16 protein-coding genes are annotated in these 15,509 nt (G+C 33.9%); 2 read left to right on the top strand and 14 right to left on the bottom strand.

Annotated elements, in window-relative coordinates; genetic code table 11:
• Positions 1-264: 264 nt before the first annotated feature.
• Positions 265-696, bottom strand: coding sequence for a peptidylprolyl isomerase (locus QSJ81_RS14835; RefSeq protein WP_285718141.1), 432 nt, complete (start codon positions 694-696; stop codon positions 265-267).
• A gap of 224 nt (positions 697-920) precedes the next feature.
• Here QSJ81_RS14835 and cidR point away from each other — a divergent pair, with 224 nt between their 5' ends.
• Positions 921-1,820 (top strand): cidABC operon transcriptional activator CidR, encoded by a 900-nt coding sequence (cidR, locus tag QSJ81_RS14830; protein WP_038674297.1) that lies wholly within the window; start codon positions 921-923, stop codon positions 1,818-1,820.
• Between the two features lie 171 nt (positions 1,821-1,991).
• Here the strand turns inward: cidR and corA are convergent, their stop codons facing one another.
• Positions 1,992-3,050 (bottom strand): magnesium/cobalt transporter CorA, encoded by a 1,059-nt coding sequence (corA, locus tag QSJ81_RS14825; RefSeq protein WP_285718140.1) that lies wholly within the window; start codon positions 3,048-3,050, stop codon positions 1,992-1,994.
• 7 nt (positions 3,051-3,057) lie between these two features.
• Positions 3,058-5,403 (bottom strand): FtsK/SpoIIIE family DNA translocase, encoded by a 2,346-nt coding sequence (locus QSJ81_RS14820; RefSeq protein WP_285718139.1) that lies wholly within the window; start codon positions 5,401-5,403, stop codon positions 3,058-3,060.
• Between the two features lie 187 nt (positions 5,404-5,590).
• Between QSJ81_RS14820 and QSJ81_RS14815 the strand changes: the two genes are divergently transcribed.
• A complete protein-coding gene (locus tag QSJ81_RS14815; RefSeq protein ID WP_285718138.1) occupies positions 5,591-6,040 on the top strand; it encodes a QueT transporter family protein in 450 nt (149 codons plus the stop codon).
• Between the two features lie 60 nt (positions 6,041-6,100).
• Here QSJ81_RS14815 and QSJ81_RS14810 read toward each other — a convergent pair whose 3' ends face one another.
• The 11 genes from QSJ81_RS14810 to dnaA form a co-directional block, all read right to left on the bottom strand.
• Positions 6,101-6,418 carry a PDGLE domain-containing protein gene (locus tag QSJ81_RS14810; protein ID WP_285718137.1) on the bottom strand — a complete coding sequence of 106 codons (318 nt, stop codon included), beginning with the start codon at positions 6,416-6,418 and terminating at the stop codon, positions 6,101-6,103.
• Between the two features lie 10 nt (positions 6,419-6,428).
• A complete protein-coding gene (gene cbiM / locus QSJ81_RS14805) occupies positions 6,429-7,103 on the bottom strand; it encodes a cobalt transporter CbiM (RefSeq protein WP_285718136.1) in 675 nt (224 codons plus the stop codon).
• Between the two features lie 264 nt (positions 7,104-7,367).
• Positions 7,368-7,559 (bottom strand): CooT family nickel-binding protein, encoded by a 192-nt coding sequence (locus QSJ81_RS14800; RefSeq protein WP_285718135.1) that lies wholly within the window; start codon positions 7,557-7,559, stop codon positions 7,368-7,370.
• Positions 7,552-7,977 carry a DUF3842 family protein gene (locus QSJ81_RS14795; RefSeq protein ID WP_285718134.1) on the bottom strand — a complete coding sequence of 142 codons (426 nt, stop codon included), beginning with the start codon at positions 7,975-7,977 and terminating at the stop codon, positions 7,552-7,554. The genes QSJ81_RS14800 and QSJ81_RS14795 overlap by 8 nt, the downstream gene beginning before the upstream one ends.
• 109 nt (positions 7,978-8,086) lie before the next feature.
• Positions 8,087-10,003 carry a DNA topoisomerase (ATP-hydrolyzing) subunit B gene (gyrB, locus tag QSJ81_RS14790; RefSeq protein ID WP_038674310.1) on the bottom strand — a complete coding sequence of 639 codons (1,917 nt, stop codon included), beginning with the start codon at positions 10,001-10,003 and terminating at the stop codon, positions 8,087-8,089.
• A gap of 65 nt (positions 10,004-10,068) precedes the next feature.
• Positions 10,069-10,323 (bottom strand): extracellular matrix regulator RemB, encoded by a 255-nt coding sequence (gene remB / locus QSJ81_RS14785; RefSeq protein WP_285718133.1) that lies wholly within the window; start codon positions 10,321-10,323, stop codon positions 10,069-10,071.
• On the bottom strand, positions 10,323-11,159 hold the full coding sequence (locus tag QSJ81_RS14780; RefSeq protein ID WP_285718132.1) for a DciA family protein: 837 nt from the start codon (positions 11,157-11,159) through the stop codon (positions 10,323-10,325). The genes remB and QSJ81_RS14780 overlap by 1 nt, the downstream gene beginning before the upstream one ends.
• Positions 11,160-11,164: 5 nt before the next feature.
• Positions 11,165-12,262, bottom strand: coding sequence for a DNA replication/repair protein RecF (gene recF, locus QSJ81_RS14775; protein ID WP_285718131.1), 1,098 nt, complete (start codon positions 12,260-12,262; stop codon positions 11,165-11,167).
• 11 nt (positions 12,263-12,273) lie between these two features.
• A complete protein-coding gene (locus QSJ81_RS14770; protein ID WP_285718130.1) occupies positions 12,274-12,489 on the bottom strand; it encodes an RNA-binding S4 domain-containing protein in 216 nt (71 codons plus the stop codon).
• Positions 12,489-13,598, bottom strand: a complete 1,110-nt coding sequence (dnaN, locus tag QSJ81_RS14765) for a DNA polymerase III subunit beta (protein ID WP_038674318.1) — start codon at positions 13,596-13,598, stop codon at positions 12,489-12,491. Before dnaN ends, QSJ81_RS14770 begins: the two co-directional genes overlap by 1 nt.
• Before the next feature lie 320 nt (positions 13,599-13,918).
• Positions 13,919-15,412 carry a chromosomal replication initiator protein DnaA gene (gene dnaA, locus QSJ81_RS14760; protein ID WP_285718129.1) on the bottom strand — a complete coding sequence of 498 codons (1,494 nt, stop codon included), beginning with the start codon at positions 15,410-15,412 and terminating at the stop codon, positions 13,919-13,921.
• Positions 15,413-15,509 lie beyond the last annotated feature (97 nt).

The raw sequence follows: 15,509 nt of genomic DNA, 5'->3' as shown, positions 1-15,509 counted from the left end.
AGACTGTTATCCTAACCAGAGGGCAGTATATTACAGGATGTTAACGAGATAAGTGAGCCTTGGATTCGAAAATCCTTAGAGCGAACTTACTTCGAGTTTACAGACTGTTATCCTGACCAGAGGGAAGGGAATTACAGACTGTTAACGAGATGAAGTCGGGAGTCTTAGAGCGGTTTAGTCATCGGATAAATTAAATAAAGAGTGAGATTTCATCTTATTGATGCTCCCACCCCCTATACGATTGCTTACTATCAGTGTTGCGTATTATTCTTCAACAACTGTAACCTTATTCATAATATCACCTTGCTGAATTTGATCAACTATGTCCATACCCTCAATAACTTTACCAAACACCGTATGTACACCGTTCAAATGAGGTTGAGGTTCATATACAATGAAAAATTGGCTACCACCCGTATTGGGTCCACGATGTGCCATCGATAAAGATCCACGCTCATGAGTATGAGGATTATCCTTTGTTTCACAAGGAATAGTATAACCTGGACCACCAGTACCAGTTCCATTTGGACATCCACCTTGCGCTACAAATCCTTTTATTACACGGTGAAAAGAGATTCCGTTATAAAATCCTTCTGTAATTAATTTTTCGAAATTTTCCACTGTCTTAGGCGCATCTTTTTCAAATAATTCAATTACAATGTTACCTTTATCCATTTCAATGATTGCTTTTTTCAAAAAAATTCCCTCACTTTAATGATTTTATCTATATTATACCATAGTATTATGCTACATTTATAATATTTTAAACGAAAATTGACTTAGTATTCTTACTATAATAGACAATCTAACTATTTACTGCTTCCACTAGCTACCATACCTTCTAAATATAGACTATAATACTTATATCAGCAAAATTTTACATTATTAATAAATTAACTAATATAAAAGGAGATATATTTATGGATGTTCGCCATTTAACTTATTTTATTGAAGTCGCTAAAAATCGTAGTTTTACTAAGGCAGCCCGCTCACTCCATATAACGCAACCATCAATTAGCAAAATGATTAAAATTTTAGAAGATGAATTAGGAACAACTTTATTTTATCGTTCCGCTAAGCAAATTGAGCTAACCGATGCAGGTAAAGCAGTCCTTCATCAATCTGAACAAATTGTGACCGCTTTTCAAAATCTTACTTCAGAACTTGCTGATGTTATTAATTTGAAAAAAGGTACCCTCGTTATAGGCTTACCCCCTATGGTAGGTGCTAGCTTTTTTTCCAAAATTATCGCTGATTTTACTAAAATTTATCCTCATATTGATATCAACCTAATCGAGGTAGGTTCAAGGAAAGTAAAAGATGGCATTGAAGATGGCAGCTTAGATATCGGTATGGTATTACTACCAGTAAATGAAAATACCTTTGAAATGTTTCCTTTTGTAAAAGAGCCTCTTATGTTAATAGTACATCCAGAACACGAATTAGCAGAGCAATCAAATGTTGAGCTTATTCAGCTAAAAGATGAATCTTTTATTTTACTAAGAGAAGATTTTGTTCTTCATGAACGTATTATCAATCGCTGTATACAAAGTGGCTTTGATCCCAAGGTAATTTGCCAAAGTTCCCAATGGGATTTTATCTCTGAGATGGTTGCCACAAAACTTGGAATTGCTTTATTACCTAAAACAATTTGTGAATATCTTGATCCTACACGAATTAAAACAGTATCATTAGCTGAACCTATGATTCCTTGGCATTTAGGTATGATTTGGAAAAAAGATCGTTACCTTTCTTTTGCTGCTAAAGAATGGCTTAAATTTACTAGTGAACGCTTTGGAGTTAAATTGCAGTTATCCTAAAATCTTACTTCCCAGTATTTTTTATTTATATTCATAAAATAAAAAGTCGTACCTTATTATCGGTACGACTTTTTTTACGGAATCAGAAAGTATATCACTTTCTTGATTCCAAGTAAGAACGACTAAGGCTTCTGTCTGCGTCCGAGGACTTGGTACAAGCCAAGTCTTTTCTTATAGCCACTTCTTCTTACGAAAGTAATGTATCATACCTAAACTAATCAAAGCCATAATACATAAAATAGCTGGATAACCCCATTCCCATTCTAATTCAGGCATATATTTAAAATTCATGCCATATAAGCCTACAATAAAGGTAAGCGGAATAAATATCGTAGCGATAATAGTTAGAACTTTCATAACTTCATTAGTCCGATAACTGATACTAGAAATATAAATATCAAGCATTCCGGTAACCATATCACGATACATTTCTATACTATCAATTACTTGAATCATGTGATCATAAATATCCCTAAGGTAAATAAGAGTATCCTTTTGGAATAGAGTTGAATCTCCTCGAGCCAAGGCATTGATGATTTCTCTTAATGGCCAAACAGCCTTTCTAACAAATAACATTTCATTTTTTAACCCATGGATTTCCTTTAAAACCTCAGGTTTAGGATCTAACATAACTTGATCTTCTAATACTTCAATCCTTTCTCCTAGGTATTCAAGTGCTACATAATAATAATCAACAATACAATCTAATAAGGCATAAGCCAGATAATCGGCACCTTTTGCTCTAATCTTACCCGGAGTGCTTTTAATTCTATCTCGAATTTGTTTAAATATATCATTATCATTTTCTTGAAAGGATAAAATATAATTTTTTCCAACTATGATACTAACTTGCTCAAATTCTATTTTTTTATTTTCATCACAATGAATCATTTTCAATATAACATATACATAATCTTCATTCTCTTCCAATTTGGGATGTTGATTTGTATTTACGATATCTTCTAAGACTAAGGGATGAATTTTAAATATAGTTCCAATTTTTTCTATTATCTTAACAATATGAACACCACTACTATGAATCCAGCAAATGTTTTCTGTATCTTGATCTTTTATTATATCATCTATACTATCAATTTCCATTTCCGACCAATCGTTACAATTGTAGCATAGCATTTTAATTTTTATTTGTTCACTTCTTGCTGATCCAATATGTAATAATGTACCTGGAGGCAGACCAACTTTTTTAATAATTTGCTTATTCTTATTCAAAATATCATCACACCTCTTCAGCAGGTTTATCTTCGTGCGAAAAATACCGCTCACATACCTGATCATAGGTCATTATAATATCTCGAGGTTTACTGCCCATATTAGGGCCAATAATCTTCATTTCTTCCATGGTATCAATTAATCGGGAAGCGCGAGTATATCCAATCCGAAACTTTCTTTGCAGCATCGATGCGGATGCTTGGTTTAACTCCATGATAATACGTACTGCTTCCTCAAATAATTCATCTTCAAAAACACTTGGGCTGTTTTCCCCTTTAGTAGTACCTTCACAAGCCGTAATTCCCTCCATATATTCTGGAGGTTCTATTTGTTTTTTTATATACTCAGTAAGCTGTTCCACCTCACTATCAGCAATAAAGGCTCCTTGCACCCTGAGAGGTTTGGACATACCAATCGGATAAAACAACATGTCCCCTTTACCTAATAATTTTTCTGCCCCTGCCATATCAAGAATGGTACGAGAGTCAATTTGAGATGATACTGCAAAGGCTATTCTTGAAGGAACATTAGCCTTAATAAGGCCAGTGATAACATCTACAGAAGGTCTTTGTGTAGCCAATACCATATGAATACCAGCAGCACGAGCTTTTTGTGCTAACCTAATAATGGCGTCTTCTACGTCCACTGGTGAAACCATCATTAAGTCAGCTAACTCATCAATAATAATCAATATATAGGGAATCTTTTCACCGCTTGAACCTTCTCCAACAGGAAAATTATCAATTAACTCATTATATCGACCAATATCCCTAACTCCAGCAGCGGCAAACATTTCATAGCGACGTTCCATTTCTTGTACAGCCCATCTTAAAGCAGCAGCAGCTTTTTGAGCATCCGTCACTACAGGTGTTAGTAAATGAGGCAAACCATTATAACTGGTTAGCTCAACTACTTTAGGATCCACCAGTATTAGCCGTACTTCCTCAGGAGTAGCTTTAAATAAAATACTCGTTAATAATGTATTAATACATACACTTTTACCAGAACCAGTTGAACCAGCAACTAATAAATGAGGCATTTTACCTAAATCTGCTGTTATAGTTTGCCCTGCAATATCTTTACCTAAAGCAACGATTAGCTTTGATTTGGACTTTAAAAATTCATCTGTTTCTAATACGTCTCTTAATGGGACACTTGCTAAAACCTTATTAGGAACCTCAATACCAATTGCGGCCTTACCAGGTATCGGCGCTTCGATACGCACTCCCGAAGCAGCTAAGCTTAAGGCTATATCATCTGCTAAATTAACAATCTTGCTCACCTTGACCCCTGGGGCAGGTTCTAATTCATAACGAGTGACAGTAGGTCCTTGACTAATATGAATCATTTTGGCTTTAACATTAAAACTTTCCAAGGTATTTTCCAAAATTTTAGCATTATTGGCTACTTCTTTTGCTCTTTTACTATCTGTTTGATTTGTTGATTTTTGTAGTAGAGATAGTGGTGGCAATATATAACCAGCAAAAGGCTTAGTTTCAGGCTCTAATACCGAATGATCATTTTCAATTTTTCCTTTAGCAACCTGTTTTGCTTTTATTTCTATATTACTTTCTTGTACTTGATGAATTGGCTCTTCCGTCCTTGCTTTAGAACGAGATTCTTCTTGTTCTTGTAAAGCTGCTTGCTCTAATAAACGATCTAATAATGGTTTTTCAGCTAAACTTGCCGCTTGTTCTAGTACTGCTATCTCCTGTTGTCTCTCTTGTTTATTATTTATTTTAGCGAACTTTCGATCTTTTTCTTGATTATAAAATTTACCTACCTTCTCAATTTGTTCAATGGCAGTAGATAATCCTTGCTGCGTTTTTTCTTTTGCAGATACAAAAGTCTGATATAATGACCAAGTTGTTGCAATTAAGATACCACATAAACTAGATGATATTAATAAGACAAAGGATCCATAAAAACCAAAAAATTTACGTAAGATAAATAGTAACATACCACCAACAATACCACCGCCACTGACTAAACTTTCTGGAAGTATTTCTTTATTTTCACTGATTAAAAAATGATGTGCTAAGCCCAATAAGGAAATATACAATAAAGATAATCCCCAAAAGCGAACACTATATATAATTCCATGATCTGTTTTTATATAGAAGCCACCAATAATCATCATAAGCAAAGGAATTACAAAAGCTCCTACACCAAAAGTATACTTCAGAAATTTAGATATATACAATCCAATAGAACCCGTATTAAAATCCAATATGCTAATAATTGAAATAATACCTGCTGACAAAAGAAATATACCCACTACTTCAGAGCGAAGCCTTGGATTTATATTACATCTATGTTCTGATTGTTGATTTTTACTGCTTTTATTAGACAATATGTACCACCTAATTCTTTCTATTATTCTAATCCGTATTATACCATCTCTTAGAGGTACTCTACAAATATTTTAGGAACGTATGTTTGTTTTTTATTATTAATACTATATCTCTTTTGAAAAAACTTTCCTAGTAGATTTTAACTCGCTATAATATAAGTACAATTAATATTACTTGGAGGTAATTATGGATACTCGCTATCTACTTCGTGCTGCAATGATTGCCGTTTTATATACAAGCCTAACTTATGTCCTAGCACCCATCTCTTATGGTCCCTTACAATTTCGCCTAAGTGAAGCCCTTACCTTGCTCCCTATTCTCTTCCCCGAGGCTATTTATGGATTATTTATCGGTACATTAGCCGCTAATATATTCGGCGGATTAGGTTTGTGGGACATTGTAGGCGGTAGCCTTGCTACACTGCTGGCAGCTTGGTGCACTTATCGGTTTAGAATGAATTTTTTTGCCTACCTGTCTCCCATCATTATTAATGCTCTTATTGTAGGCAGCTATCTTTCTATATTATATGCCATGCCTTATTGGTTTACAATATTATCCATTGCCGTAAGTGAAGCAATTATTGTCTTTGCTATTGGTTATCCCCTTATCATAATACTAAAAAAGTATAGGGTTTGAAAAGTTATCCTTTTTAAAAATGACTCTATAGAGTTTTTACTCTATAGAGTCATTTTTTTATTACATCGTAGAGGCTTTCTTAATTATCATCTTTCCATACAAAACTATTAATCCATAAATTAAACCGGAGCCAATCAGTGCAGAACATACATAGCTAATACTCTCAACTACTTTTCCTTCTCCTAAAATAGGAATTGTATAATCAGGAAAAATGGCGGCCCACCACTCCTGCGCCTGTTCAAGTCCTTGAGGTACATATCCTACTAATTCAGTAAGATCCTCTAAGCCCCATTCACCCCAAGCCGTTCCCTCAGCGATTAAACCCAAGGGTGATAGCAATGCCATAATAAGTAATATAATTCCATATTTTTGTTTCATCTTATCATCCCTACCCCTTTAGAACTAATTCAGGTGAATTTTTTGTTATATATCGTATTCCTATAGCAGTAAAAATACCTTCCACTACTCCTGCAACAGTAAGATGCACCATCATCATTGCTGGAACCGTAACATTTAAACCATAAGGACAATAAAGGGGCGTTCCATCAGCGGCTGTAAATAATAAAGGTTGAATACCAAATTCAATTGCTGCCAGAAGTGCTGCCATATTAAGCCCAATGTAACCAGCAACACCAGCTGCTGCTATGTATCTTTTAGAACCAACCTCAGCGCCCTTGGTAAGTACGTTAAATATATAATATCCTACAAAAGGCATGACAAAAGCCATATTAAATGCATTCACACCAAATGCCAATATGCCTCCATCACCAAAAACAATAGCTTGAATAAATAATGCCACACTAACCCCAATTACAGCGACCCAAGGCCCTAAGGCAATTGCAATCATTACACCACCAATTGCATGGGCTGTCGTTCCATTAGGGATAGGAATATTAAACATCATAATTAAAAATGAAAAAACCGCCCCCATCGCCATATAAGGAACTTGGGATATATCTAAATTCTTTTTAATTACAGAAGAAGCTTTGTACCAAACAGGCAACATAGCAGTACTAATTGACAAACAGGTAGAAGGACTTAAATAACCATCAGGTATATGCATAGAGAACCTCCATTTTCATATCTTACTTTTCTATTTTGCTATCTATACCAACTTAATTATATAACACCTCCTACTAAAAAAGTAAACCATGAAGTTAGCGATAGTTCTTATCGCCATTCCCTTCATGGTTTGTTGTTCACATATTTATTTATAAAGCATCATCGGTTAACTAAACTTCTGCTTAGCGTTATTAACTGCAACCGATTTTCATATACATATAATACCATATACTCTATCTTTTCTAAATACACTTTATAATTTTTTTTATACTATTCTCTCTAACAGAATTCTATGATCAACTAAATGGAGCTCCTTTATTCGCGCAGCCAATGTTTTACGATGCCCAAATATATTTTCAAGATAAATTTCTCCGTCTTTAGGTATTATTTTGTCTACTCGTTCAAGCAATAATTCTTCTACATCATTATTAAGTAAATACACGTTAGCTTCACACATGTTCTAACCCCCTTACGTATTGTCTTACTTGCATTATTAAACTATCCACTAAATGAGGAAGTGGATCCGCTGACATTCCTATAATATCAACATTCCCTCGATAAATAGGTATTAACAATTTACGTGCCTTGCTATTCGTTATTACTTCAGCCATCTTGGGTGTAAGTTCACCTAGCATGGCATTCGCCATAATAATACTTAATGAACCTATAATTAAATCAACTTCCTGACTGTTATAGACAATTGCATTCTCGCCCGTAGCTCCTTCATTTGCTCCTGCCTTTAACATAGACGAAGTTGCTAAAGCATTTGTCCCTAAAGCAAGGATTTCTATTTGTTCTTTAAACTCTTTTCTTATTTTTTCTATAATAAACTTTCCCATACCTCCACCCTGTCCGTCAACCACTGCAATGCGCATAGATTCCTCCTGCAATATAAACATTTATATTACTTCCATACTTACTACTATATTCCTCCCCTTTTATCAATAGAAAAAAATCTCCCAGCTTAAGGCTGGGAGGTCATTATCAAGTATCTAAATTCCTTACATCATGAGCATGATCTTCGATAAATTTACGCCTAGGCTCTACTTTATCCCCCATCAGCACACAAAACATTTCATCTGCGGCCATGGCATCACCAAGCTCTACTTGTAAAAGGGTTCTGCCTTCTGGATTCATTGTAGTTTCCCATAATTGCTCTGGGTTCATTTCACCAAGACCTTTATATCGCTGAACATTAATATTATCTCGTCCAATACGAGTTAATAATTTGTCCATTTCATCATCACTGTATAAATACCAGCTTTCCCTACCTTTTTTAATTAAGTACAAAGGCGGCTGCGCTATGTAAATACGGCCTGCTTCAATTAGAGGCTTCATGTAACGATAAAAGAAGGTTAACAGTAACGTACGAATATGAGCACCATCTACGTCCGCATCTGTCATAATAATAATTTTACCATAACGACTTTTTTCTAAATCAAAATCTTCTGCAATACCGTTACCAAAAGCAGTAATCATAATACGAATTTCTTCGCTATTTAGAATTTTATCTAAACGGGCTTTCTCTACGTTCAATATTTTACCCCGTAGTGGCAATATAGCTTGAAAGCGACGATCCCGTCCTTGTTTGGCCGAGCCGCCTGCTGAATCACCTTCTACTAGATAAATTTCAGTCTGCATTGGATCTTTTAATGAGCAATCTGCCAATTTACCAGGTAAAGAACTGATTTCTAAAGCATTTTTTCTTCTTGTAAGTTCTCTAGCCTTACGAGCCGCATCTCTAGCTCTTGCAGACATTACGGATTTTTCAATTATCTTTTTCGTAATCGCTGGATTTTCTTCAAAGAATTCACTTAATCGATCAGAAACAATACTATCAACAACACCACGTACTTCACTATTCCCCAACTTAGTTTTTGTCTGACCTTCAAATTGTGGCTCTTCAATTTTTAAACTAATAACCGCAGTTAAACCTTCTCGTACATCTTCACCACTTAAATTTTCGTCATTTTCTTTTAATATGTTTAATTTGCGGGCATAATCATTAACAGTCCTTGTTAAAGCAATTTTAAAGCCACTAAGATGAGTTCCCCCTTCTTGGGTATTAATATTATTAACAAAACTGAAAATATTCTCTACATAACTTTCGTTATATTGGAGAGCAATTTCCACAATACTAGTTTCCCTAATCCCAGTTACAAAAATAGGAATTGGATGCAATACTGTCTTATTTTTGTTTAAATGTTCAACAAATGAAGAAATACCACCTTCATAGAAAAATGTTTCATGAGTTTCAGTACGTTCATCTGTCAAATTTATAGTAATTCCTTTATTTAGAAAGGCAAGTTCTCTTAAGCGTTGCTTTAAAGTGTCATAACTATATACTAGTTCCTCAAATATTTCACCGTCAGGTTTAAAAGTTACTTTAGTTCCTGTCTCTTCTGTTTCGCCAACTATAGATAAAGGCCTTGCTGTATAACCACGTTCAAAGCGAATCTGATGTATTTTTCCATCTACTTTTACTTCTACTTCTAAATAAGTACTAAGAGCATTTACTACAGATATACCTACACCATGAAGACCGCCAGAAACTTTATAACCGCCGCCGCCAAATTTACCACCGGCATGTAATACAGTTAAAACTACTTCTACAGCAGGTTTTCCTGTTTCATGCATACCAACTGGAATACCACGTCCATTATCCGCTACAATAATACTATTATCATGGCAAATAGTAACATCTACTTTATCACAATACCCAGCTAAAGCCTCATCAATACTATTATCAACAACCTCATATACTAAATGATGTAATCCTCTAGCTGATGTACTACCTATATACATTCCTGGACGCTTACGAACAGCCTCTAACCCTTCTAATACTTGTATTTGTTCCGCCCCATAATTACCATTACCTATAACTTCATCCTCAATGCTCATTGTTAACCTCCACCTTAAAATCAACGATAAGAGATTGCAAATTTACAATCTCAGCGTATATATCTTTAAATATTTTCATATATTTGAAAATGACCAGCTCTCTTTTTCAATGTTAATGATGAAATAGCTGATAAATAAACCTTATTGGTAGTAATAACAAAACTCTTTGGATCATTTTCTGAAATATCAAAAATTCGTTTTTCATCTCGCATCTTCTTGAGAAACTCACTATTAATACCTGATTGTGCTGACTTTAAATCAGTAATGGAAATAACATCACGCAAAGGAACAACCATATCAGCTCCTAGATGTAAAAACATTACTTATTCCTCCTGAATTTTTCCAAAGTTTTATTAATAATTGCATCATTAACCGCCTCAATTTTTGCTCCAGTAGTTAGCATTATAAAACTCATAATTTTAAATTTATCATTATCGCCTTCTTGCAGATCCCTACTGATGGAAGCTGTTAGCGTATATTTAGCTTGACGAAATTCGTCTTCTGTACAGGTAATATGATTATTTAATTCAGCATAACGTATCCAAGGAATTTCTTTTAATGTATTAATAATAGTATAGAGTAATGTGTGTTTTTTAGCCAGTGTGCAGGCAGTACACTGCATTTCATCTGGAGGACATAAAACAGTACAACTGGCACACTGGTGCCAGTTATGCTGTTTTTTTATTTTATTTAAAGCAAAATTTTTGCGCATCATACGCAATATTTTTTGCTTTAAATACTTATCACTAATATAAGCAGCAGTATCTTGCATAATTTTTATATCAGATTCATCTAATTTAACTTTACTTAATTTATATTTTGTAGGCGCTACAACATTAATATCGGTATCTTCTTCATTCTGTAAATTGCTAAAATATCCTGCTTGAAAACGAATATCAAAAATTAGTTTCTCACCAACATAATTATTAATTTTATCGATAATGCTTTCTTTCATCATCGATAAATGATGAGACCAAACAGAACTATTAACTCCGACCATTAATGTTCCTTGCTGTACTACGCGTGGATAAGTATTTGCGGCAATATCATCACCAACTATTTTTTTCCAGTGATAAATAACGGACTGTGCATTGTATTTTCGTTGAAGCCCCATATTTTTTATCGTATGAGAAAGGATATTATCCACTTTTAGCATAGTATTCACTCCACTATTGTGCCATTAGCAACATGATAGTATTTACCAAATTCCCAATTAGGAAAATACTTTTCTTCCGTAGCGGTAATAATTGTTTGTACACGATCTTTTATAAAAGCTAATAAATGCTCACGACGAGAAGCATCTAACTCACTCATAACATCGTCTAATAACAAAATAGGATATTCCCCTGTCTCAGACTTAATAAATTCTAATTCTGCCAGCTTTAATGAAAGTACCCCTGTCCGCTGCTGACCTTGTGAGCCAAACGTTCTTAAATTAACACCATTTACGGTAAGAATTAAATCGTCTTTATGGGGACCTATACTTGTACTACCACGCCAAATATCATTTTGCCTAAATTGTAATAGTTTGTTTTTATATTCAATTTTAAGCTTTTCCATTTCAGTTTCTTGTATCTCATGTTTTTGGTAAACAAGCGTTAAATTTTCTTTACTTGCCGTTATTTTCCGATGCATTAAATTAGCTAACATTGCTAATTTTTTCACGGCATCTAATCGTTTCGTTACAATTTTACTTGCCGTTACCGCCAATTGATCATCCCATGCATCTAACATATCGTGTTTTTCTTTGTTTTCCCTAATCTTTTTTAATAAATTATTTCTTTGTGTAACAATACGATTGTACTTTAATAATTGCTGATAATAAGTAGGGTTTGCTTGTGATATTTCTATATCTAAAAAGCGCCTGCGCATAGCAGGCATACCTTTTATAAGCATTAAATCTTCGGGTGAAAATAATACTACATTTAGTAAACCAATCAATTCCCGTGGTTTAATTCCATAATTATTTGAGATTATTTCTTTTTTTTGATGATTACTTAGTTTAATAACCAAGCTATTTTCAATATTCATTCGGGAAAATAAAATAGTGATACTGCCATTTTCTTGCTGCCAACGAATAAGTTCTGCATCTACATTTGTACGATGAGAACGTCCCATAGCTCCATAATAAATTGATTCTAGAATATTGGTTTTACCCTGAGCATTTTGACCAATAAAGATATTAATTCCTTGGGTAAAATCTAACGAAAGATCAACATAATTTCGGTAATTTCGTAATACTATTTTATTTACTTTCATGGCAACACCTTTTATTCAGCCGTTACTTTCCATATTCCAATTTCTTTAATTGCTACAATATCACCAGGCTGCAATTTCTTACGACGTTCGCTAATTTGTACTTCATTAACAAAAACTAATCCGTCTTCAATAAATAATTTAACTTGTCCACCGCTTTCCACAATACCAGCCCATTTTAAAAATTGATCTAATTGAATTGTAGGTGTTGTTATCCCTATTTCTTCCATTAATTAGTCCTCACAGGTGTAATAATATAATTATAGGTTTCATCATCAATTGGCTTAACACTAGCTGGGCTAAGAGGCGTATTTAGTGAAAAAATTAATTTTTCACTATTAATATTTTTTAAAATATCAGTAACATATTTGGCATTAAATGCAATTTCTACTTCATTACCTTGCATAATTGTTGAAACTGTCTCACATGCCTTACCAATATCGGGATTATTAGATGTAATAATAACACAATCATTTTTAAAAGCCAATTTAATAATATTATAATCTCCATCTCTAGCTAATAAGGAGACACGTTCTACTGCATCCATAAAGGAATGAGTGTCAATGGTAATGCTTGTAGCAAAATTAGCAGGAATGACCTTATTATAATCGGGAAATTGTCCCTCAATTAACCGAGAAATAATATATACATTATCAAAGCCAAAGGAAACTTGGTTTTTCTGATAATAAATAGTTACATCCATAGGAATATCTGAAATCATAATACGTGCTAATTCATTTAAAATTTTAGCAGGAATAATCATTTTAACATTATCTGTATTATGACCAATATGGTCTTTTTTTATTGCCAATCGATGAGTATTTGTCGCAACCATATTAATTTCATGTTGATTAATTTCTAATAATGCACCTGTAAAGATAGGACGAGACTCGTCATTTGCACAGGCAAACACTGTTTTTTTGATAAGTTCTCTTAAAATATTATCTTTGACAGTTATAATCGTGTCACTTGTTGGTTTTTTTAATACAGGAAATTCTTCTGCTGGTAAGCTTAATAAATTAAATTGTGCTTGATTCGAAGTAATTTGTATTGTTCTATCTTCAAGATTAGAAGCAATTTCAATTGTATCGCCAGGTAGTTTTCTAACTAACTCTTGGAAATAACGTCCTGAAATAACAATGTTTCCTGGTTCTTCAACAATTGCATCAATTGTACAACTTATACCTATTTCATAGTTTGTTGCTTGTAATTCGATTTTATTGTCAAAAGCAGTTAAATAGATTCCTGTTAGTATTGGCATAGGTGTTTTTGTGGCAATTGCTTTTTGTACCGTTTGAACAGCGTGATTAAGCTGATCTTTTGTGCAGGATATTTTCATTATTTGGCCTCCGTTCGGTATATTAATACTAAATAATATATATATTAATAAAATAGTCGTAATAGTAGTAGGGGCTGTAGATATGTTAGTAACTCTAAAATTGCCTTATTAACAGTAGTAAAAAGCATGTTAATAAGATGTCAGTAAGTACTATAGGGGTTATCCACAAATCCACAGACTTTTACTGTTAGTATTTTATCAACAATTAGTCTACAAGCTCGTCCTAAGGTTACTAACAGAGTTATACACTTATTTGTCAAAGGACAGTGCATTGTGTTAGTAAAATAGCGGATTTTGCAATACAAAAGAGGTTATACTTATCAAGTGTTTTCAATGCGTTTAATTAATTCTTTGATGGTATTACTTAATTTAATATCCGCATTTCGTTCACGGCTAATTTTGTCATAGGCATGAATAACTGTTGTATGATCACGACCACCAAACATTTCTCCTAAACGAGGGAGAGAGGTTTCGGTTAATTCTCTCGACAGATACATAGCAATTTGCCTTGGGTAGGCTACATTACGAGTACGCTTTTTAGCTAATAGCTCATCAATTTTAAGCTTAAAGTAAGAAGCAATTGTCTCTTGTATGAGTTCAACCGTAATCTGCTTTGGCTTACCATGAGGGAAGATATCTTTTAATGCTTCTGTTGCTAAATCAATATCAATGTTTTGGTTAGTTAAGGAAGCATAAGCCATTACTCTGATAAGAGCGCCTTCTAGTTCTCGTATATTATTATCAATACGGCTGGCGATATATACCATGACATCATTGGATACATTTAGATGTTCCATAAGTGCTTTTTTACGTAAAATAGCAATCCGTGTTTCCAAGTCAGGAGGTTGAATATCTGTAATCAGGCCCATTTCAAAGCGAGAACGTAACCGATCTTCTAATGTTTGAATTTCACGAGGAGGCCTATCACTAGACATGATAATTTGTTTATTAGCCTCATGAAGTGTGTTAAATGTATGGAAAAATTCTTCTTGCGTATGTTCTTTTTTTGCTAAGAATTGAATATCGTCAACTAAGAGCACATCAATATTACGATATTTTTGACGAAAACTTTCTGGATTCCCATCTCGAATTGAATTAATTAGTTCATTTGTAAACTTCTCACTAGAAATATATAGTAATTTAAGATGAGGATGATTTTTCAGAATACGGTGGCCAATCGCGTGCATAAGATGTGTTTTACCAAGACCAACACCACCATAAACAAAAAAAGGATTATAAGCATTAGCTGGCGCTTCGGCAACAGCTAATGATGCTGCATGAGCTAAACGATTTGAATTGCCGATAACAAAGGTTTCAAAAATGTATTTAGGATTTAAAACGGCCATAGATTCTTCTGCAGGATTCAAGGTTAAAGAAAAATTTTGATCTGATTCAGAGGAAGGTTTATAGATATGAGGCTGTTTAGAGGTAGATAGGGTGGTTTGTACCTGGTCAGCTTTCTTATCAAGGTCCTCAACAACTTCTGAGGAAGAGACGATTGGTTGTACTGGTGGGACGGTTTCTTTAGCGGTAGGATTCACAGTTACTTCATCATCCATATCCAAATTAACAAAAATAACAGTTAAAGGCTTATTCGTAATGTATTGGACCGTTGATGAAATAATAGGAAGATACCTAGATTCGAGCCACTCTTTAATAATTTGTTTAGGTGTTCCAATTTCTAAAGTCGTATCCGTAATTTTTAAGGGGATCGTCGGTTTTAACCAAGTATCAATCATTAGATTTGATAATTCTTGCTCTAATTTTTTTAATACCTGCTCCCATACGATTGTGGCTTGTAGGGTGTCGTCCATACATTCAATCCTTTCTGTTTATACAAATAATATAAATAAAACAAAATGTATCCTATTTAGAAGTAGACATGTAATATAGCAAAAGCATTCCTGCACT

Source organism: Pelosinus sp. IPA-1, from assembly GCF_030269905.1.
GTDB lineage: Bacteria > Bacillota > Negativicutes > DSM-13327 > DSM-13327 > Pelosinus.
Note: the sequence above shows the minus strand (reverse complement) of the source record. Positions and strands in the feature narration are given on the sequence as shown.

What these genes read in the sequence shown, in the direction of transcription:
- QSJ81_RS14810 (WP_285718137.1), bottom strand. Translation starts at nt 6,418, where the DNA reads ATGAAACAAAAATATGGAATTATATTACTTATTATGGCATTGCTATCA.
- QSJ81_RS14780 (WP_285718132.1), bottom strand. Translation starts at nt 11,159, where the DNA reads ATGCTAAAAGTGGATAATATCCTTTCTCATACGATAAAAAATATGGGG.
- dnaN (WP_038674318.1), bottom strand. Translation starts at nt 13,598, where the DNA reads ATGAAAATATCCTGCACAAAAGATCAGCTTAATCACGCTGTTCAAACG.
- cidR (WP_038674297.1), top strand. Translation starts at nt 921, where the DNA reads ATGGATGTTCGCCATTTAACTTATTTTATTGAAGTCGCTAAAAATCGT.
- gyrB (WP_038674310.1), bottom strand. Translation starts at nt 10,003, where the DNA reads ATGAGCATTGAGGATGAAGTTATAGGTAATGGTAATTATGGGGCGGAA.
- QSJ81_RS14770 (WP_285718130.1), bottom strand. Translation starts at nt 12,489, where the DNA reads ATGGAAGAAATAGGGATAACAACACCTACAATTCAATTAGATCAATTT.
- QSJ81_RS14800 (WP_285718135.1), bottom strand. Translation starts at nt 7,559, where the DNA reads ATGTGTGAAGCTAACGTGTATTTACTTAATAATGATGTAGAAGAATTA.
- recF (WP_285718131.1), bottom strand. Translation starts at nt 12,262, where the DNA reads ATGAAAGTAAATAAAATAGTATTACGAAATTACCGAAATTATGTTGAT.
- QSJ81_RS14795 (WP_285718134.1), bottom strand. Translation starts at nt 7,977, where the DNA reads ATGCGCATTGCAGTGGTTGACGGACAGGGTGGAGGTATGGGAAAGTTT.
- dnaA (WP_285718129.1), bottom strand. Translation starts at nt 15,412, where the DNA reads ATGGACGACACCCTACAAGCCACAATCGTATGGGAGCAGGTATTAAAA.
- remB (WP_285718133.1), bottom strand. Translation starts at nt 10,323, where the DNA reads ATGTTTTTACATCTAGGAGCTGATATGGTTGTTCCTTTGCGTGATGTT.
- cbiM (WP_285718136.1), bottom strand. Translation starts at nt 7,103, where the DNA reads ATGCATATACCTGATGGTTATTTAAGTCCTTCTACCTGTTTGTCAATT.
- QSJ81_RS14815 (WP_285718138.1), top strand. Translation starts at nt 5,591, where the DNA reads ATGGATACTCGCTATCTACTTCGTGCTGCAATGATTGCCGTTTTATAT.